Raw genomic sequence first — 15450 nt, 5'->3', positions numbered from 1 at the left:
ATTTCGTGTTTATGCATTGGCTGCGATGTCTGCAATTGATGAACCAGAGGCTCATCTTTATTTACGGGAATTAATGAGCATGACCAGTGCCGAAACACGGTATGGTGCCTTCCGTGCCCTTTGGACATTGGATAAAAATGATCCCTTCATTCGAGGCGAAAATATGCGGGGCGAATTCCTACTTCATGTATTGCAAACCGAACTGGAGACCGTCGCGGAAGCCGACCCGGATGCGAAAGAGGGAAGTCCTAAAAATGGCGGCCCGATGATTCATATCACGCACCGCAAACATCCTGAAGTGGTACTCTTCGGTTCAGAACAGGAATTTCGAGTTCCCATTGCCATTCGCGCAGGTGATGTATTAATTACCGGTGCTGCAGGCAGCAATGAAGTGACAGTCAGTAAATATGAAGTCGGCGAACAGGATCAACGCAAGAAAACATCCAAAAATATTGCCGTTGTAATTCGGACGGCAGTCGAGATGGGTGCCAGTTATCCAGATATTGCACAAATGATTTTACAGGCACATCATCAGGGAAACATCGAAGGACAGGTGGAAATCGACGCACTGCCCGAAGGGGGCCGTATGTATTACCGACCGGATGCCGATGTTTCGTTACTGGCTTTGAAGTCGGGTAAAAAGAGATCTTCCAAATCGAAATCCAAAAAAGGATCTCGCGTAGGGAATCCGAATATGGTCCCGAATATTTTCCATTCAGGAGCACCTCGGGAGAAATCTTCAAAAGAATCAGATATTGAATCGGATGATGAGGATGACAAAGGAAAAGCGACGTTATCTGATTTAAGAAAATCGAAATCAGAAGACGAAGGTGAAAAATTTGTCAAACAAAGCTCATTCAAGAACTGGTTTCGTTATTTTAGAAATTGATTTTTTCACGAATCGAATTGATTCAAGATCCGTTGCCTTTAATGCATAGTTGTCAACTGGAAGTCAGGCACCCACGTCTGTTTTACCGTGTAAGGTTTAGTGATGCTGAAATCATTGGAACTGTTCGGCTTTAAGAGTTTTGCCGACCGTACCATCTTTGAATTTTCGGAAGGCATCACTTGCGTTGTCGGGCCCAACGGTAGTGGTAAGAGTAATGTCGTAGACGGGATCAAATGGGTTCTAGGGGACCAGAGTCCTAAAAGTCTTCGCGGCAAGGACATGACGGATGTGATTTTCAATGGTTCGCAGGGCCGCAAACCAAACCCATACGCCGAAGCCACACTGACATTTAACAATCAAGCCGGCTTTCTCGACATTGATGCTCCAGAGGTGCAGATCGGGCGCAGGCTGTGGAAGAACGGCGATTCAGAATATCTCCTTAACCGGAATACAGTGCGTCTGAAAGATATTCGTGACCTCTTTATGGGAACGGGAGCGGCAACTTCTGCTTACAGTATTATCGAGCAGGGCCGCGTCGACCAGATCCTACAGGCAAATGCGGCTACGCGGCGCGTGGTGTTTGAAGAAGCAGCGGGCATCAGCCGCTATAAATCTAGAAAAGTTGATGCAGAACGGAAACTGGAACGCGTCGGCCAGAACCTCCTCAGATTGACTGATATCGTCGATGAGGTGGAAGCCCAGTTGAATTCAACTCGAAGTCAGGCTTCGAAAGCAGCGAAATACCGCGAAGCATCAACCGAGCTGCGCAAGCTCTGGATGGGGATGGCGGCAGATGACTGGCGGCATTTGACTACACAGCAGTCAGCGATTCAAGAAAAAATCAATCAGCACCAGAAGCGAATAAATGAACTCAACGCCGAGTATCAAACTTATGAAGAACAATTAGCGGCCATTGATTCCCAGGTCTCAGAAGTTGATGACCAATTGAGATCGGTTGAGAAAAAAATCGCCTCGCAACGGGAAGGGATCGCCGGAAATCAAACAGCGATTGAGCACCAGCTTGAACGGAAAGAGGAATTCGAAACCGAAATTATCCGTTTGCGCAAACAGCGAATTCTGATGACAAGAAGAACAGCCGAAATTCAAAATGATCTCGAAGCAGTGACGAACGAGAAGAACAGATCTGAATCTGAATTTCAAATTCAACGCCAGAAAATGGAAGAAACTCGTTCCAGAATTACTGAAGTAACAAAAGAATTAGATGAGATCAGTGAACAGATTCAACAAAACCAGCAAATTGTTCATGAGTTAAATAAGACCTCTCTTAATTTAGACAATCGACTTTTTTCGATTCAAACTGAGCAGAAGAATGTGACTGCTTCCACCGAGAAATCGAATGAAAAGCGGTTGCAACTGGAAGATAAAATTCAAGAGGCAAAATCTCTTGTTGAAAAAACAACTTCGCAATTTCGTCTGGCGGGTGAGAAAGTTGCCGAGTATGCGCAAAATCTGTCCAATGTAGATGAAAAAAAGCAGGCATTATTAAGCGAGCAGGACCAGAAAACGCAACAGCTTTCGGACCTGAGAGAAAAACGGAGTGCCGATCAGGCACGAAAGAGTGTGCTGGAAGATCTGGAGCAACGCCAGGAAGGAATCAGTATTGGCGTCAAAGAAATTTTAAACCGGGCGCAGACCTCCAACTATCCACCCTGGAATACCATTATCGGAAGTGTGGCAGATCTTCTGGATGTCGATCTTGAGCAGGCGGCTCTTCTGGAAGTCGCATTGGGAATCCGTTCACAATTATTGGTGATTAGTGAATTCGATCCACTCTATCAGTTTCTGAAAGAAGGAAAATATTCGATTTCCGGCCGGGTTGGTTTTATTACGCGTTCTTCGCGCGATCAACAGAAAAACTTTGAATTACCTGCCGTCAATGGATTCTCTGTAGAAGGGGATGCGGCGGTTCCGGAATCGTTCTCTGCGGAAAAGAAGCAAATCACATTGGATTTGTCTGCAGAACTCGGGGTGATTTATCGCGCAGATAAATTAGTCAAGCCATCAGAAGAGAATCAATATCTGGCAGAGTTGCTGCTGTCCGATACCTGGATTGTTGATTCATTTGAGACAGCCGTCAAGCTGTCGCGATTAGAAGGACAAAATTGCCGCTTTGTGACATTGCAAGGAGAACTGATCGAAGCGAATCAATCTGTTTTTGTTGGTGAAGTACGTGGCGAGTCTGCAATATTTACTCGCAGGAGTGAATTACGGAAGCTGAAAAACGATCTGATCAGAATGGATCGTACATTGAATGATAATGAGTCTGCTCTCGAAAAGTTAGATGCATTATTATCGACGGTCGAAGATGAACGCCGCTCCTGGCAAGAACAAATACAACAGGCATCAGAAGATCTCTCTACGGAAAAGGCGGCGAAGGTTGCAGCGGAACACAAACGGGAACAAATCAACGAAGAATTGATGACTGTCCACAACGAGTTGACAGACCAGGAAAATCATTCGAAAAAATTACAGACTGAAGCAGAAGTTGTATTCGTCCAGAAAAAGGAAACAGAAGAAAAACTGGAAAGTCTGAATTCAACAATACAGCAGGACGAATCTGTCTTGTTAAACAAACAGTGTGAAATTCAAGAGCTGAAAGAGCAGCAGAACTCCAGGCAACTGGAACTGGCAACGCACGAGGAACGTCTGGCCGGGCTGGAGCAGCGATTTGGTCATATGAAACTCGAATTTGAACAGCGAGAACAGCAACAGTATGAGTCCAACCGGCGTTATGAATTGTCACTAGAAAAAAACTCGCAAATTAAATTGCATATTTTGAATACGCGCGCTCTACTGGATGAACAATTTTTAATTCAGGAAGCATTATTTGAGCAGGCTGGTTCTTTTTCCAGGCTTCGTGATGAAAAACGACAGCTTAAAAAAGAACTTAGTTCTGAAGAAGCAGCGATTCGTAAAGAACGCCGCGAGCTGAATGACCAGAAACACGAAGAAGAAATCAAAACCCGCGATATCGATCATCAGATCAGCACACTGACTGAACGCATTGAGGAAGAGTATCAACTCTCGCTGGAGGAGATCGTGTCATCGGGAGAATCGGTCCTGAAACAATACCTCGAAGAGCAAACTCAGGGAGAAGTGTCGCAGAGTGATCAGGAAGAGGACATTGTTTCCGCAGCTGAACATTCAGAAGAGGAGAGTGAGGAAGTACAGATATCGTATTCTTCAATTGATCAAAAAAATGAAGAGCGGGTAGAGATTGAACTTGTCGAAGAGAGTGACGCTACTGCGCAACTCGGGTTTAATATCGAACTTTACCTTGAAATTCGACCTGAGATCGAATCACAGGTGAATCGTCTACGACGCAAAATTAAAATGATGGGTAGTATTAATTCAGACAGTCTTAAAGACCTGGATGAACTGGAGACTCGTTTCGAATATATGAAATCGCAACTGGATGATCTGGCAGAAGCAAAATCATCGTTAGAAGAAATTATCCGTCGAATCAATGTGGAGAGCAGGCGATTATTTGCAGATACCTTTGAAGTAATTCGCGGACATTTTCAGGAAATATTTCGAAAACTATTTGGAGGGGGAGAAGCCGACATTATTCTTGAAGATCCTGAGGATGTTCTCGAATGTGGTATTGAAATCGTGGCGCGTCCACCGGGGAAAGAGTTGCGCGGTCTGACTTTACTCAGTGGTGGCGAAAAAACATTAACCGCAGTTGCCCTGTTAATGTCAATCTTTCGTAGTCGTCCCAGTCCCTTTTGTATTCTGGACGAAGTGGATGCAGCTCTGGATGAAGCCAACGTCGAGCGTTATGCCGGTTTAATTGATGACTTCAAAGATACCACGCAGTTCATAATGATCACGCATAATAAGCGGTCTATGACTGTCGGAAATGTCCTGTATGGAGTTACAATGGAACAATCAGGGGTCTCCAAACGGATGTCCGTGCGGTTCGATGACGTCACTGAAGATGGAAACTTCAAGAATTCTGATTCGAATGATGCTTCCGAGGCAGCGTAGCAAAAACGGACCTCACCGGTTTGCGTTTTACCCGGACCTGGAATAATTTGCCAGAGATGCGAGCGAGGTTCAAATGTCAGAATTGACTCATTTTGATGAAGAAGGCGCCAGCCGCATGGTTGATGTCGGCGGTAAAGAAGTGACCTCGCGCACTGCCATTGCAGAATCCTTCGTGACTATGCAACCAGAAACACAAAAGCTCATTCTGGATCGGCAGATTTCCAAAGGTGATGTGCTGGAAATCGCCCGCATTGCCGGAATTATGGCAGCGAAAAAAACCGCGGAGCTGATTCCTTTATGTCATCCGCTGGGCATCAACAGTGTGTCTCTTGATTTTGAGCCCCGGAATGAGACGACAATCCGTGTTAAATCGACCGTGAAGGTTGATGGCAAGACCGGGGTCGAAATGGAAGCATTGACGGCGGTCAGTATAGCTGCTTTAACCATTTATGACATGTGCAAAGCAGTTGACCGCGCCATGAGTCTGGGGCCGACGCGTCTTCTGGAAAAATCAGGCGGGAAAAGTGGCCATTATAAGAGAGAGGCCAACTGAATTTCTCATTTTCGGGCTACAGCCAGGGCTCCGTATTCAAGATGAATCTTCCTTGATTTGATCCTGAAATTGAGGAAATCGCAATTTTCGCCCTCCGATTTCATAGAGGGGCACCCTGTTTGCATTCCTATCTGCAGGTAGAATGCTTACAATGACTGCGAATTGTGATCTCAATTAGCAGGTCATATGTTCCGTGTTTTTCAATAACCAATCGCCAGACAAATCCTGGAAAATCGAATCGATATTGTGATGAGGCTGTAATGGGGGACCATCTTACGACACATGACCTTCTGGCACGTGTCGAAGAGTTAATCGGCGGTGAGTTAGAACAGGCGGAACTCGTTTTTTTGAGTGAAGTCAGCTCAAAACATCCCTATGTCCATGATGTATTGCAGCATATTACACGTTTTCAGGGTAAACGTTTACGTCCGATCTTATTGCTGCTCTCCGCAGCGGCAACGGGGGGCATCAATGACAGTCATTATGTTCTGGCATCTGCGGTAGAGATGATTCATCTGGCAACCCTTGTGCATGATGATGTATTGGATGATGCCATCATCCGTCGTCATGTCGCAACGGTCAACTCACGTTGGAATAATGAGACCAGTGTCCTGGTTGGAGATTTTTTATTCACCCATGCATTTCACCTGACTGCCAGTCTCGGTGATGCGCGTGCCTGCCGTCTAATCGGTCGTGCTACCAATCTGGTTTGTGAAGGTGAACTGGCTCAGATTTATGAGCGCGGAAACCTGGATCTTTCTGAAGAACAGTATTTGCAGATCATCAATGGAAAAACGGCTGAACTGTGTGCGATCAGTACACAGTTAGGAGCGATCTATGCTGACGCTGATGAAAAAATCATTCAGGCAATGGATGATTACGGACGCGCATTAGGTGTTGCATTCCAGATTACAGATGACTTACTTGATTTGCTCGGCAATGAAGAACAGATGGGCAAGTCTCTTGGCTCAGACCTGCAAAAAGAAAAATTGACCCTGCCTCTGATTCGGTTGCTGGATCAGAGTAATCAGGATGATCAGGCTATGATTCATGAAATTCTCTCCCAGCCCGATGAACAAACAAAATCGCGTCTGACTCAATTTATCAAGAATAGTGATGCCATCGAGTACGCCGGCAATCGTGCCCGTGAATTTGCGAAACAAGCCAGAGAAGCTTTGAAAGATTGTCCTGAATCACAAGCGAGGCAAATTCTGGAGGAACTGACAGAATTTGCCATTCAGAGATCAATCTAATATCATATTCTAATCATTCAAGCTTGAGATTGTATTAAAACGGTTGTGCAGAGAAGGCGTCTCTCAATTGACTGCTGTGACCTGTTGGAGAAAAAGGCCAGAGAACATTGCTTAGCAATCCAATATTTATAAGGGAAGCGTTAACGTCTCCCCGCCAACTTCGTCATTACCTGATTCGTTCCGGTTACGTGGCTGCTGTCTTTATTTTGATCTTCACAGCCGGTCAAACCATACTGGGAACGCAGCAAATTCAGACCACAACCATTGGGGAATTTGCCCGATTGGGAAACCTGATCTTTCAGATGATCGCTTTCCTGCAATTATTGCTCATACTTTTTTTCACTCTATTATTTTCGGCGGGTAGTATTGCGCAGGAAAAAGATCGCGGGACTCTGATTCTATTATTAATGACGGAACTCAAAGACCGGGAGCTTGTGAGTGGAAAAATTCAATCCAGTCTACTGATGGTTTATGTTCTCTTGGCTGCTTCCATTCCGGTTTTTGTGTTCTTGTACATGTTGGGAGGCATTGAATTATCACAGATCGTCTGGATCGAAATATTATGTCTGATTACAGTATTTGCTACCGGGAGTTGGGCAGGTCTGGTTGCATTCTGGAGAGAGAAAACCTTTCAGACATTGGCCATCAGTGTTTTGGGAATGGTGGTCTTTCTGGGAGTGGTGGAACTTATGGTCAGTTTCATCAGTGTAGAATCCGGCTTTCGTCCCTGGATTTCCGGGTTAAATCCGTTCCGCTCTCTGTATGAAATCCTGAATCCTCTCTCGCTGAACTTAAGTTTGCAGCCTGTTACCGTAAGTGCCTGGCCTTCACTGATCAGCCTGTTGATTTTAGGAATCGCGCTGAAAACTTATACGATTCTTCGGCTCCGAGTCTGGAATCCTTCGCGTTCCGTCTATCAGGCAACTGCTACCACGGAAGAAAAGGAAGCTGTCACTACGAAAGAGAAAACTCGTCAAATCTGGTCGAATCCGATTGTCTGGCGGGAAATCATGACAAAGGCGTATGGGAGAAAAGCATTTGTCATTAAACTGGCTTATTTTCTGCTGGCGGCGTTTACCCTCTGGTCTGCTTCTAATTCAGATGCGGTTGCTGAGGGAACTTTGTATCTGGGAGTGATTCCGCCACAGGGATTAGCATTTGCAGGAATTGCCTGGCTAAGTCTGGTACTGGCGAACACACAGGCCGTCACGTCTATTACATCGGAGAAAGACAGCAAGACTCTGGAGCTATTGCTGGTAACGGACATTTCCGCAAAAGAATTTGTATTAGGGAAATTAGGAGGCATTTTCTATAACTCTAAAGAATTGATTCTGATTCCGGTGATGATATTACTCTATCTTGGGAGCCAGGGTGTTTTTTCAACCGAAGGATTTCTCTGTGCTCTGGTTGGTTTTTTATCGCTGATTCTTTTTGCAGTGGTACTTGGATTGCATATGGGGCTGACTTATGACAATAGTCGATCAGCCATCGGCGGCAGTCTAGGGACGATGTTTTTCCTTTTTATTGGAATCGGTATCTTCATGATTTTGCTGGTGCAGGCTCGGTCTTCTTTTGCATTACAGCTTCAAAGCTTCCTGATCTTTATTGTTGTAGGGAGTGCCGCTTTGCATTCCTCTCTTACGTACCGCAACCCCTCGCGTGCTCTGGCAATTTCAGCCTGGCTGCTTCCCTTCCTGACTTTTTATGCAATTACTTCGTTTTTGCTGGGAGGAACTCTGGGGGTTCTCATTACAATTCTCTTTGCTTATGGTCTTCCTGTTCTGGCTATGTATATTCCGGCAGTATCTGAATTTGATGTTGCCTTGGGAAAAACCACTTTTGACAAAGGATAGAGTGGCAGTCCCTGATCCATGATGATTGCATTTATTGATACCATTCCAATCTGGTTTCCAGGGTCTTTGGCGTTATTCGCTCTGACTTGTGCTTCCGGTTTCTTTTCGGGAAGCGAGACTGCAATCTTTTATCTCTCACGAGATGAGCTCAGGCAGTTCAGCAAAGGGAAACCCAGCGAACAGATCATCGCGACTCTGGTTGCCGATGCTGACAGATTGCTTACCGCTGTTTTGTTCTGGAACCTCTTGATCAACCTTACCTATTTTGCAGTAGCCGGAGTCATAGCCAAATCGTTAGCAGACAAAGGGATGACAGCGGCAGCCGGAGTCTTCAGTGTGGGAAGTCTACTGGCGATTATTTTGTTTGGTGAAGTTCTTCCCAAGAGCCTTTCCATTGTCTTCAGGAAAAAAATTGCAGTTCTGGTGAGTTGGCCTCTGGCTTTTTCTGTACGAATTCTCGATCCTGTCATTCCGCTATTACAGAATATCAGCAAACTGTTGCGTCGAACGTTCTGGCCTCAAATCCAGAAAGAATCCTATTTACATTCAGAAGATCTCGAACGGGCTGTAGATGCTTCGGGAGCCAGTGAAGAAGTCATTCGCCATGAGAGACAGATTCTGCATAACATATTAGATCTTTCAGAAATGCCGGTCGAAGAAGTAATGCGCCCCAGGGGAACCTATCTCACATTCAACATGCCTTTTAAGCTGGAAGATCTGACGAAAATTACTCCCAATACGGATTACATCATTTTGCGAAGGCGTGAGAACGATTCAGATGAAATTAATCAGATTATCTCGCTGACGGACCTGTCTTCTTTTTCTGAAAAGGCGCTGAATCAAAAGTCGAAGCGCATCGTACATGTACCCTGGTGTGCTAATCTTGCCGAAGTTTTTTCACAATTTCAGACGGAAGATTGTCACTTTGCTTCGGTGGTTGATGAATATGGAGAGACCATTGGGATAGCCACCTATGACGATATTATTGATACCATTCTCTCACCGGAACCGAGCCGGGCAAAACGAATTTTACGACGTGAGCCAGTCATTGAAGTAGAAACGGGCGTGTATCATGTTGAGGGAATTACAACACTGCGCTATCTCTGCCGCAAATTACAGCAGGATTACGAACTTGCTGACGATAGCCTGTTAACGGTTGCCGGTATGTTTCATGAACAATTGGAACGGCTTCCCGAGGTGGGCGACCTTTGTGATTGGAACGGCTATCGGCTGAATGTGATCGAGGTTCGCAGGCTGGGACATTTGATTGCCGAACTCAGAAAAATAGAGCCAGATAACACTGAGGCACCGGTTGAAGAATAGCGTCCCTGCATTCGATGTTATTTTCGCCGATGAATCATGAGCGTGTTCAACAGGCTTTCTGCTGTCTCAAACACTTTCACATTGGCGAGTGCCTGTTGTTTCAATAATGGCAGATCCAGAATCCCGCTGTTGATCAAATGACTTTCCACTCCCGCTTCGCTCTCAATTCCTGAAGCAACATTGCCGGCAATCTCTTCGACACGTTGACTGACGCGGTCTATGCTCGATAGTGCAGTATTCATTGCAGACGTAACAGATGAAATCGCCATCAGAGACTCCCGGTCGTTTTAGATTCCAATGCAATGGAAGCGAGACAGGCAGAGAATAGAAAAACATCATTTATAGATGCGGTTCATTCCCTCGTAAACATAGCATATTATCGGAATGCTGTTCGAAAGGATTCAGGGATGAACGTCTTAGATGCAAGGAGCTCTGAAACTCATTAACGCTGTAGTGATTATGCCACATGTATGGAAAATAGTGATGAAATCGAATTTACTTTTTCCACATTCCAGTCAATAAATAAAAGGCGATGAGGGGAACACTGATTGTCGTCAACATAAAATGCCAGGGCCATGTTTGTGGAAAGACATAGCTTTTCAGAAGAAATTGATCAATTAAAATCGATCCACAAAAGGCCCATCCACAAAAGATGAATGCCATCTGTTTCTTTTCTTTTAATTCGTCAGGCGAGAATTCGCTCCCTCTTTTTTTGGAGGGTTTTGTTTTTTCAACTTTTTTCTCAGGCTTTGGTTTTTTTGAAGACTTACTGTCAGAGCTCTGAGCGGCGGTCGATGATGTCTCCTGATCGCTCTCTTCGTTGCGATTTGCTGCTGCAGCATAATAGTTTACGATCCCCTGGCTGATAGAGCGTGGGGTTGCCAGCACCCAACGAGAGGGAACCTGATAACGCATGCGAAGTTCATCTTCAAGTTCGTGAGTCGGCTGATCGGCGCATGCGACCAGTAATACGTCATTATCGATGAATAAAGGCAGGATTGTATTTCGTTTGGCAACCTGCTGAGGCATCAGATCTAAAATTTCGTCATCAGGAAACGTTTCCTCCAAATCAATATAAGGTACGCCCTGTGAACGAGCGAGGGCCTGCGTCGCGGTTTCCGCATCAGTCAGTCGCATTTGTACTGCAGCATCGCGAATCGACAGACCACGTTTCTCCGCAAAATCAACTAACTCAGCAGCCTGAGCTTTATCAATATGTCCCAGTTCGACCAGGATATCTTCGACTGATTGCGCACCTGTTCCTTGATCGTCATCAAATTCGCGTCCCAGACTCTCGTCATATTCCCTCTTACGCTCGGGGTCTGTCAGGCAGAGCATGGCTTTTGCTAATTCATTCAGCAAATCCTGGGATTGAAGAGAATATTTCCCGGCTGCATATTTACGAACGTGCGAATTCAATTTCTTATAGTGTGCACGAACTTTCTCTTCATCATCTTCGAATTGTACTAATCTCAGTAAGTCGTAATGATGAGGAGGGCGATCCCCTTCAGGTATTCCCAGCCAATCCTTATAGACATCTAATGCCACCTCAGAGGACTCCTTGCTCTTGGATCAAAAACAATGTGTTCTATTTCAGTTTGACGCGATTTCAGATCAATATTCAAAGTCTCGTTCTTGAGACGTAATGGACCGTGGTTGGACGGGTCGTTACTCTACCACGTAATCATTGGCTAAGAGTTCGAATCGATCAACGCCATCCGTATCCAAACCGGAATCGCGAACAATTTCAGTTGCAGATTCATTATTACCAGTCAATTCCCGTGCCGAAGCATGAATTCGACCGTTGGCATCGTAACGATACGTTACCTCCACCGGTGAACCCTTTGGTAAATTTGGAGGTAAGTTGAGAATTCGGAAATCACCAATCGTTGAACAGGCATCCGGATCACTGGCTTCCCCTTCGAGAATGATGACATGAATTCTCTGCTGATTATCTGTCGTGGTCACAAATTTTTGGCTGACACTCGCCGGTATCTGTGTATTCCGCTTAATCATGATATGATTAATTTTTCGGGATGAATTATTGGGATCAGTGATTTTCACACCCAGCGAGTGAGAGTTCACATCGGAAGTGCTGACGCTGCGTAATCTCTTGATGACTGTCTGGGCCATGCGGCTTTCACCACCGGTTTCCCGAGCTTCAAGAATAGCCGCGTGAATGGCTGCTCCCTGGGCAACTGCTTCTTCGGGGTTCATCGTTCGTGAAGGTTCACTCCCGCAGACATTCTTCAGCATTTCTTCCACAACGGGCATCAATGTCGATCCACCTACCAGCACCACATCGTCCAGTTGGCCTTTTTGAACTCCCGCCTGTTGCATTACTAATTCGGTTGTGTCACGGGTTCTTTGCAGTAAATCTGCTGTCATCCGCTCGAAGTCACCACGCGTCAATGCTACCGTTAATGTGTTACCTTTGTGATAAATCGAGACGGGAGTCTGCGCTTTATGGCTCAACTCACGTTTTGCATCTTCACATTCCTGCACACAGGTCCGCAATGTCACAGGATCTTCCCGTGGGTCACTGCCAAATTTCTTTTGAAATTGTTCTGCAACATGGTCAACAATGCGTTGGCTCCAATCGAGCCCCCCCAGCATCACGTCACCGTCAGTTGCCAGCACGCGGAATTGAGTGGGAGAATAACGAACGACCGTTACGTCAAATGTACCGCCACCCAGGTCATACACTAGAATCGTTCGTTCGCCGTCGGGCATCGCATCAGGATTTCCTAACTCATCCCGCTTCCAGGCGTAAGCTAATGTAGCTGCTGTAGGTTCATTGATGATATCGATTACATTCAGGCCGGCAATTCGACCAGCATCCTGAGTCGCTTTTCGGCGTACATCATTGAAATAATAGGGGACTGTGATGACAGCATTGGCGATAGGCCCAATTTCCTTTTCAGCATCCTGCTTCATCTTTTTCAGAATCAAAGCAGAAAGGAATTCGGATGTCAGCTTTTTTTCCTGGTAGACAACATAAAAATTATCATCTCCCATATGCCTTTTGATTGCTTCGACGATACGAGAGGGATCATCCTCAATTGCCGTTCTTTCAAAAGAGGGACCTACAACAACGCGACCTTCCTCTCCCAGTAAAACAACAGAAGGGGTAATCGCTCGCCCATCAGAATTCTTCAGGGAGATTGGTTGACCATCCTTGTCCAGTTGTGCTATCGCTGAATACGTCGTTCCCAAATCAACGCCAACAGTAAGACCTTCAATAAACTTCATAGTAATACCTTATTTTCATTGTCCAAGCAGGTTCATCATGTATTGGAACACAAGAGTGGAATCAGGAGAATCAATAAACAAAACAGGAGAATTCCCTTTTGGTTACAGACGACTCCCAATTGAATCTTCATATTTACAGGCTGTCACCGACAAGCTTAATCCACCTATTCTGCCATTGATGTTATAGGGAATCAAGGACTTGATTGGTGGGAAACTAAAAACAGGCAAAGTCTTAATGAACGAACTTGCTCATTTGCGGGCAAAAATCACTCTCTGCGCAAGGCCCGTCTGCTTCATGAGTGTGAGAGACTCTCTCCGATGTGCAGCATGAATGGAATCAGATTCCGGTTCAGTGTTCACTTTCTGATACAGATCCCATTCCAGAGGGAACTCCTGCTTTCATCGCTTTTCCGCTTGGAGAAAAGGAATTCGCGTGAGGCTTGGCTCTCAGGTAAATTCACTCTACAATCTTATTCACCATCAGAGTTTCATTGGAAGGACACCCGCTTCCTGATACGAGACGCAACCCGGAGATTGCTCTCAATGGGATTCATATGTACCAAAAATGAACATGGACTAAATAAAAAGCGAAAAGTTAAGTAAAAAATAAGCTCAGCGATCTCGAACCCGGAAATACACACAGGATGAATCAACCATCTCCCTCATCAGATTATCAGCAGAAAATTGAAATCGCCCGCACTGCTGTCAGGGAAAACCAACTTTCTGAGTCCGCCTTCACGAATTTGCAGAAATGGCTTACTGAACCTCAGTATGCCTGTTATCAGCAATCAATTCTCGCGCTATTGGATGCGAAAGAATTCGAAACGTTGGATACTTACTTCTGGGAAGTGATTCCCTTCGGAACGGGTGGCCGACGTGGATTGATGAGCGAGTTCGGGTCCGCCACAATAAATGAAAGAACGATTGCGGAATCGGCTCATGGATTGGCTGCCTACTTCAAAAAATTTGCAGATACCTCATCGGGTAAAGCTGCCATCGCCTATGATTCACGGATCAATTCAGAAAAATTTGCCCAAATTGCTGCCTCAGTAATGGCCGCCCATGGTCTGACCGTTTACTTCTTCAAAATACCACGTTCTACACCCGAACTCTCTTTTGCTGTCAGGCATCTGGGCTGCGATGTCGGAGCCATGATTACCGCTTCACATAATCCTCCCTCAGACAATGGTTTTAAAGCCTACTGGTCAACCGGGGGACAGGTTCTGCCGCCTCACGATCAAGGTATCATTGATGAAGTTTATCAAGCGACTGACATTCCCACGATCGGTTTTGATGAAGCTGTCGAACAGGGTTTAATTCAACTCATTGATGAGGATGTTGCCAGCGAATATCGTAATTCTGTTACGGCACACAGCCATTCCACCTGTAGAGATTTGAACGGGCTGTTTACTCCACTGCATGGTGTAGGAGAGACTTCTGTTTATCATGTTTTGAAACAGGCAGGGTTTGACCAGGTTCAGCGTTTTGAGCCCCAATGCGAACAAAATGGGGAATTTCCCAATGTTCCCGATCATCTGCCAAACCCGGAACGCACGGAAGTCTATCAACCCGCCATCGCGCTGGCGAAAGAAACTGGTGCAGAAATCATTTTGGCCAGCGACCCTGATGCTGACCGGATGGGTGTCTGTGTTAAAAACGATTCGGGCGAGTTTATTCATCTTACAGGGAATCAGGTCGGTGCTTTACTGGCCCATTATGTTCTCTATAAGCGTCGGGAAAAGGGGACGCTGACTCCCAGGCATTATGTCGTGGAAACGATTGTAACGACTCCTCTAATCGCTGAAATTTCACGGAAAGCGAACGTTCGGATTATCAATAACCTCCTGGTAGGGTTTAAGTACATCGCAGAAACGATGGACGAACAAGGTCCGGAGGATTTTGTCTTCGGCACAGAAGAGTCCCTGGGATATCTTTCTGGCACCTATTGTCGCGACAAAGATGCAGCCATTGCCGCACTCTGGGCTTGTGAACTGGCGGCGGAATTGAAAAGTGAGGGGAAAACATTGCTGAACCTTCTGGATGAACTCTATCTCGAGCATGGATATCATCTGGAAGGACAAGTTTCCAAAACCTGCAAAGGATCACAGGGAAATGAACAAATCAAGCAAATAATGAAAGCGTTTCGGAACTCACCCCCACAAAAACTGGGAAATCTCACATTTACGCTGGTGCGCGACTATCAAAACCTTGAAATTCGAGCATTGCCGGAAAATAGCACCTCCGAGACCTTTTCTAAACCACAGGGAAATGTTCTGATGTTTGAAGCGAAGGGCGAGGGTTCTTCTCTGACTGTAC

General features: G+C 45.6%; 10 protein-coding genes. 7 read left to right on the top strand and 3 right to left on the bottom strand.

From position 1 onward, the window contains the following. The 6 genes from Q0668_RS02910 to Q0668_RS02885 form a co-directional block, all read left to right on the top strand. Positions 1–889 (top strand): hypothetical protein (locus tag Q0668_RS02910; protein ID WP_298859751.1); only part of this gene is annotated, 889 nt, incomplete at its 5' end. Between the two features lie 102 nt (positions 890–991). Further along, complete coding sequence (locus Q0668_RS02905) at positions 992–4900, top strand: AAA family ATPase (RefSeq protein ID WP_298859749.1); 3909 nt, start codon at positions 992–994, stop codon at positions 4898–4900. A 73-nt stretch (positions 4901–4973) separates the two neighbouring features. Further along, positions 4974–5453 (top strand): cyclic pyranopterin monophosphate synthase MoaC, encoded by a 480-nt coding sequence (gene moaC, locus Q0668_RS02900; protein WP_298859747.1) that lies wholly within the window; start codon positions 4974–4976, stop codon positions 5451–5453. 260 nt (positions 5454–5713) lie between these two features. Next, the gene (locus tag Q0668_RS02895; RefSeq protein WP_298859745.1) at positions 5714–6706 is read left to right on the top strand and encodes a polyprenyl synthetase family protein; all 993 of its coding nucleotides are present in this window, start codon (positions 5714–5716) and stop codon (positions 6704–6706) included. Positions 6707–6813: 107 nt separating this feature from the next. Continuing rightward, positions 6814–8559 carry an ABC transporter permease subunit gene (locus Q0668_RS02890; protein ID WP_298859743.1) on the top strand — a complete coding sequence of 582 codons (1746 nt, stop codon included), beginning with the start codon at positions 6814–6816 and terminating at the stop codon, positions 8557–8559. Positions 8560–8577: 18 nt separating this feature from the next. Then, positions 8578–9882, top strand: a complete 1305-nt coding sequence (locus Q0668_RS02885) for a hemolysin family protein (protein ID WP_298859741.1) — start codon at positions 8578–8580, stop codon at positions 9880–9882. Positions 9883–9899: 17 nt separating this feature from the next. Here Q0668_RS02885 and Q0668_RS02880 read toward each other — a convergent pair whose 3' ends face one another. From Q0668_RS02880 to Q0668_RS02870, 3 genes are all read right to left on the bottom strand, one after another. Beyond that, positions 9900–10151, bottom strand: a complete 252-nt coding sequence (locus Q0668_RS02880; RefSeq protein WP_298859739.1) for a hypothetical protein — start codon at positions 10149–10151, stop codon at positions 9900–9902. A 226-nt stretch (positions 10152–10377) separates the two neighbouring features. Next, a complete protein-coding gene (locus Q0668_RS02875; protein WP_298859737.1) occupies positions 10378–11430 on the bottom strand; it encodes a general secretion pathway protein GspE in 1053 nt (350 codons plus the stop codon). 120 nt (positions 11431–11550) lie between these two features. Further along, positions 11551–13134: an Hsp70 family protein gene (locus tag Q0668_RS02870; protein WP_298859736.1), complete on the bottom strand. Its 1584-nt coding sequence runs from the start codon at positions 13132–13134 to the stop codon at positions 11551–11553. Positions 13135–13778: 644 nt separating this feature from the next. Between Q0668_RS02870 and Q0668_RS02865 the strand changes: the two genes are divergently transcribed. Then, positions 13779–15450: phospho-sugar mutase (locus Q0668_RS02865; RefSeq protein ID WP_298859734.1), on the top strand; the 1672-nt coding region annotated here is incomplete at its 3' end.

Origin of the sequence: uncultured Gimesia sp. (assembly GCF_937910335.1) — a bacterium.
GTDB lineage: Bacteria > Planctomycetota > Planctomycetia > Planctomycetales > Planctomycetaceae > Gimesia.
Note: the sequence above shows the minus strand (reverse complement) of the source record. Positions and strands in the feature narration are given on the sequence as shown.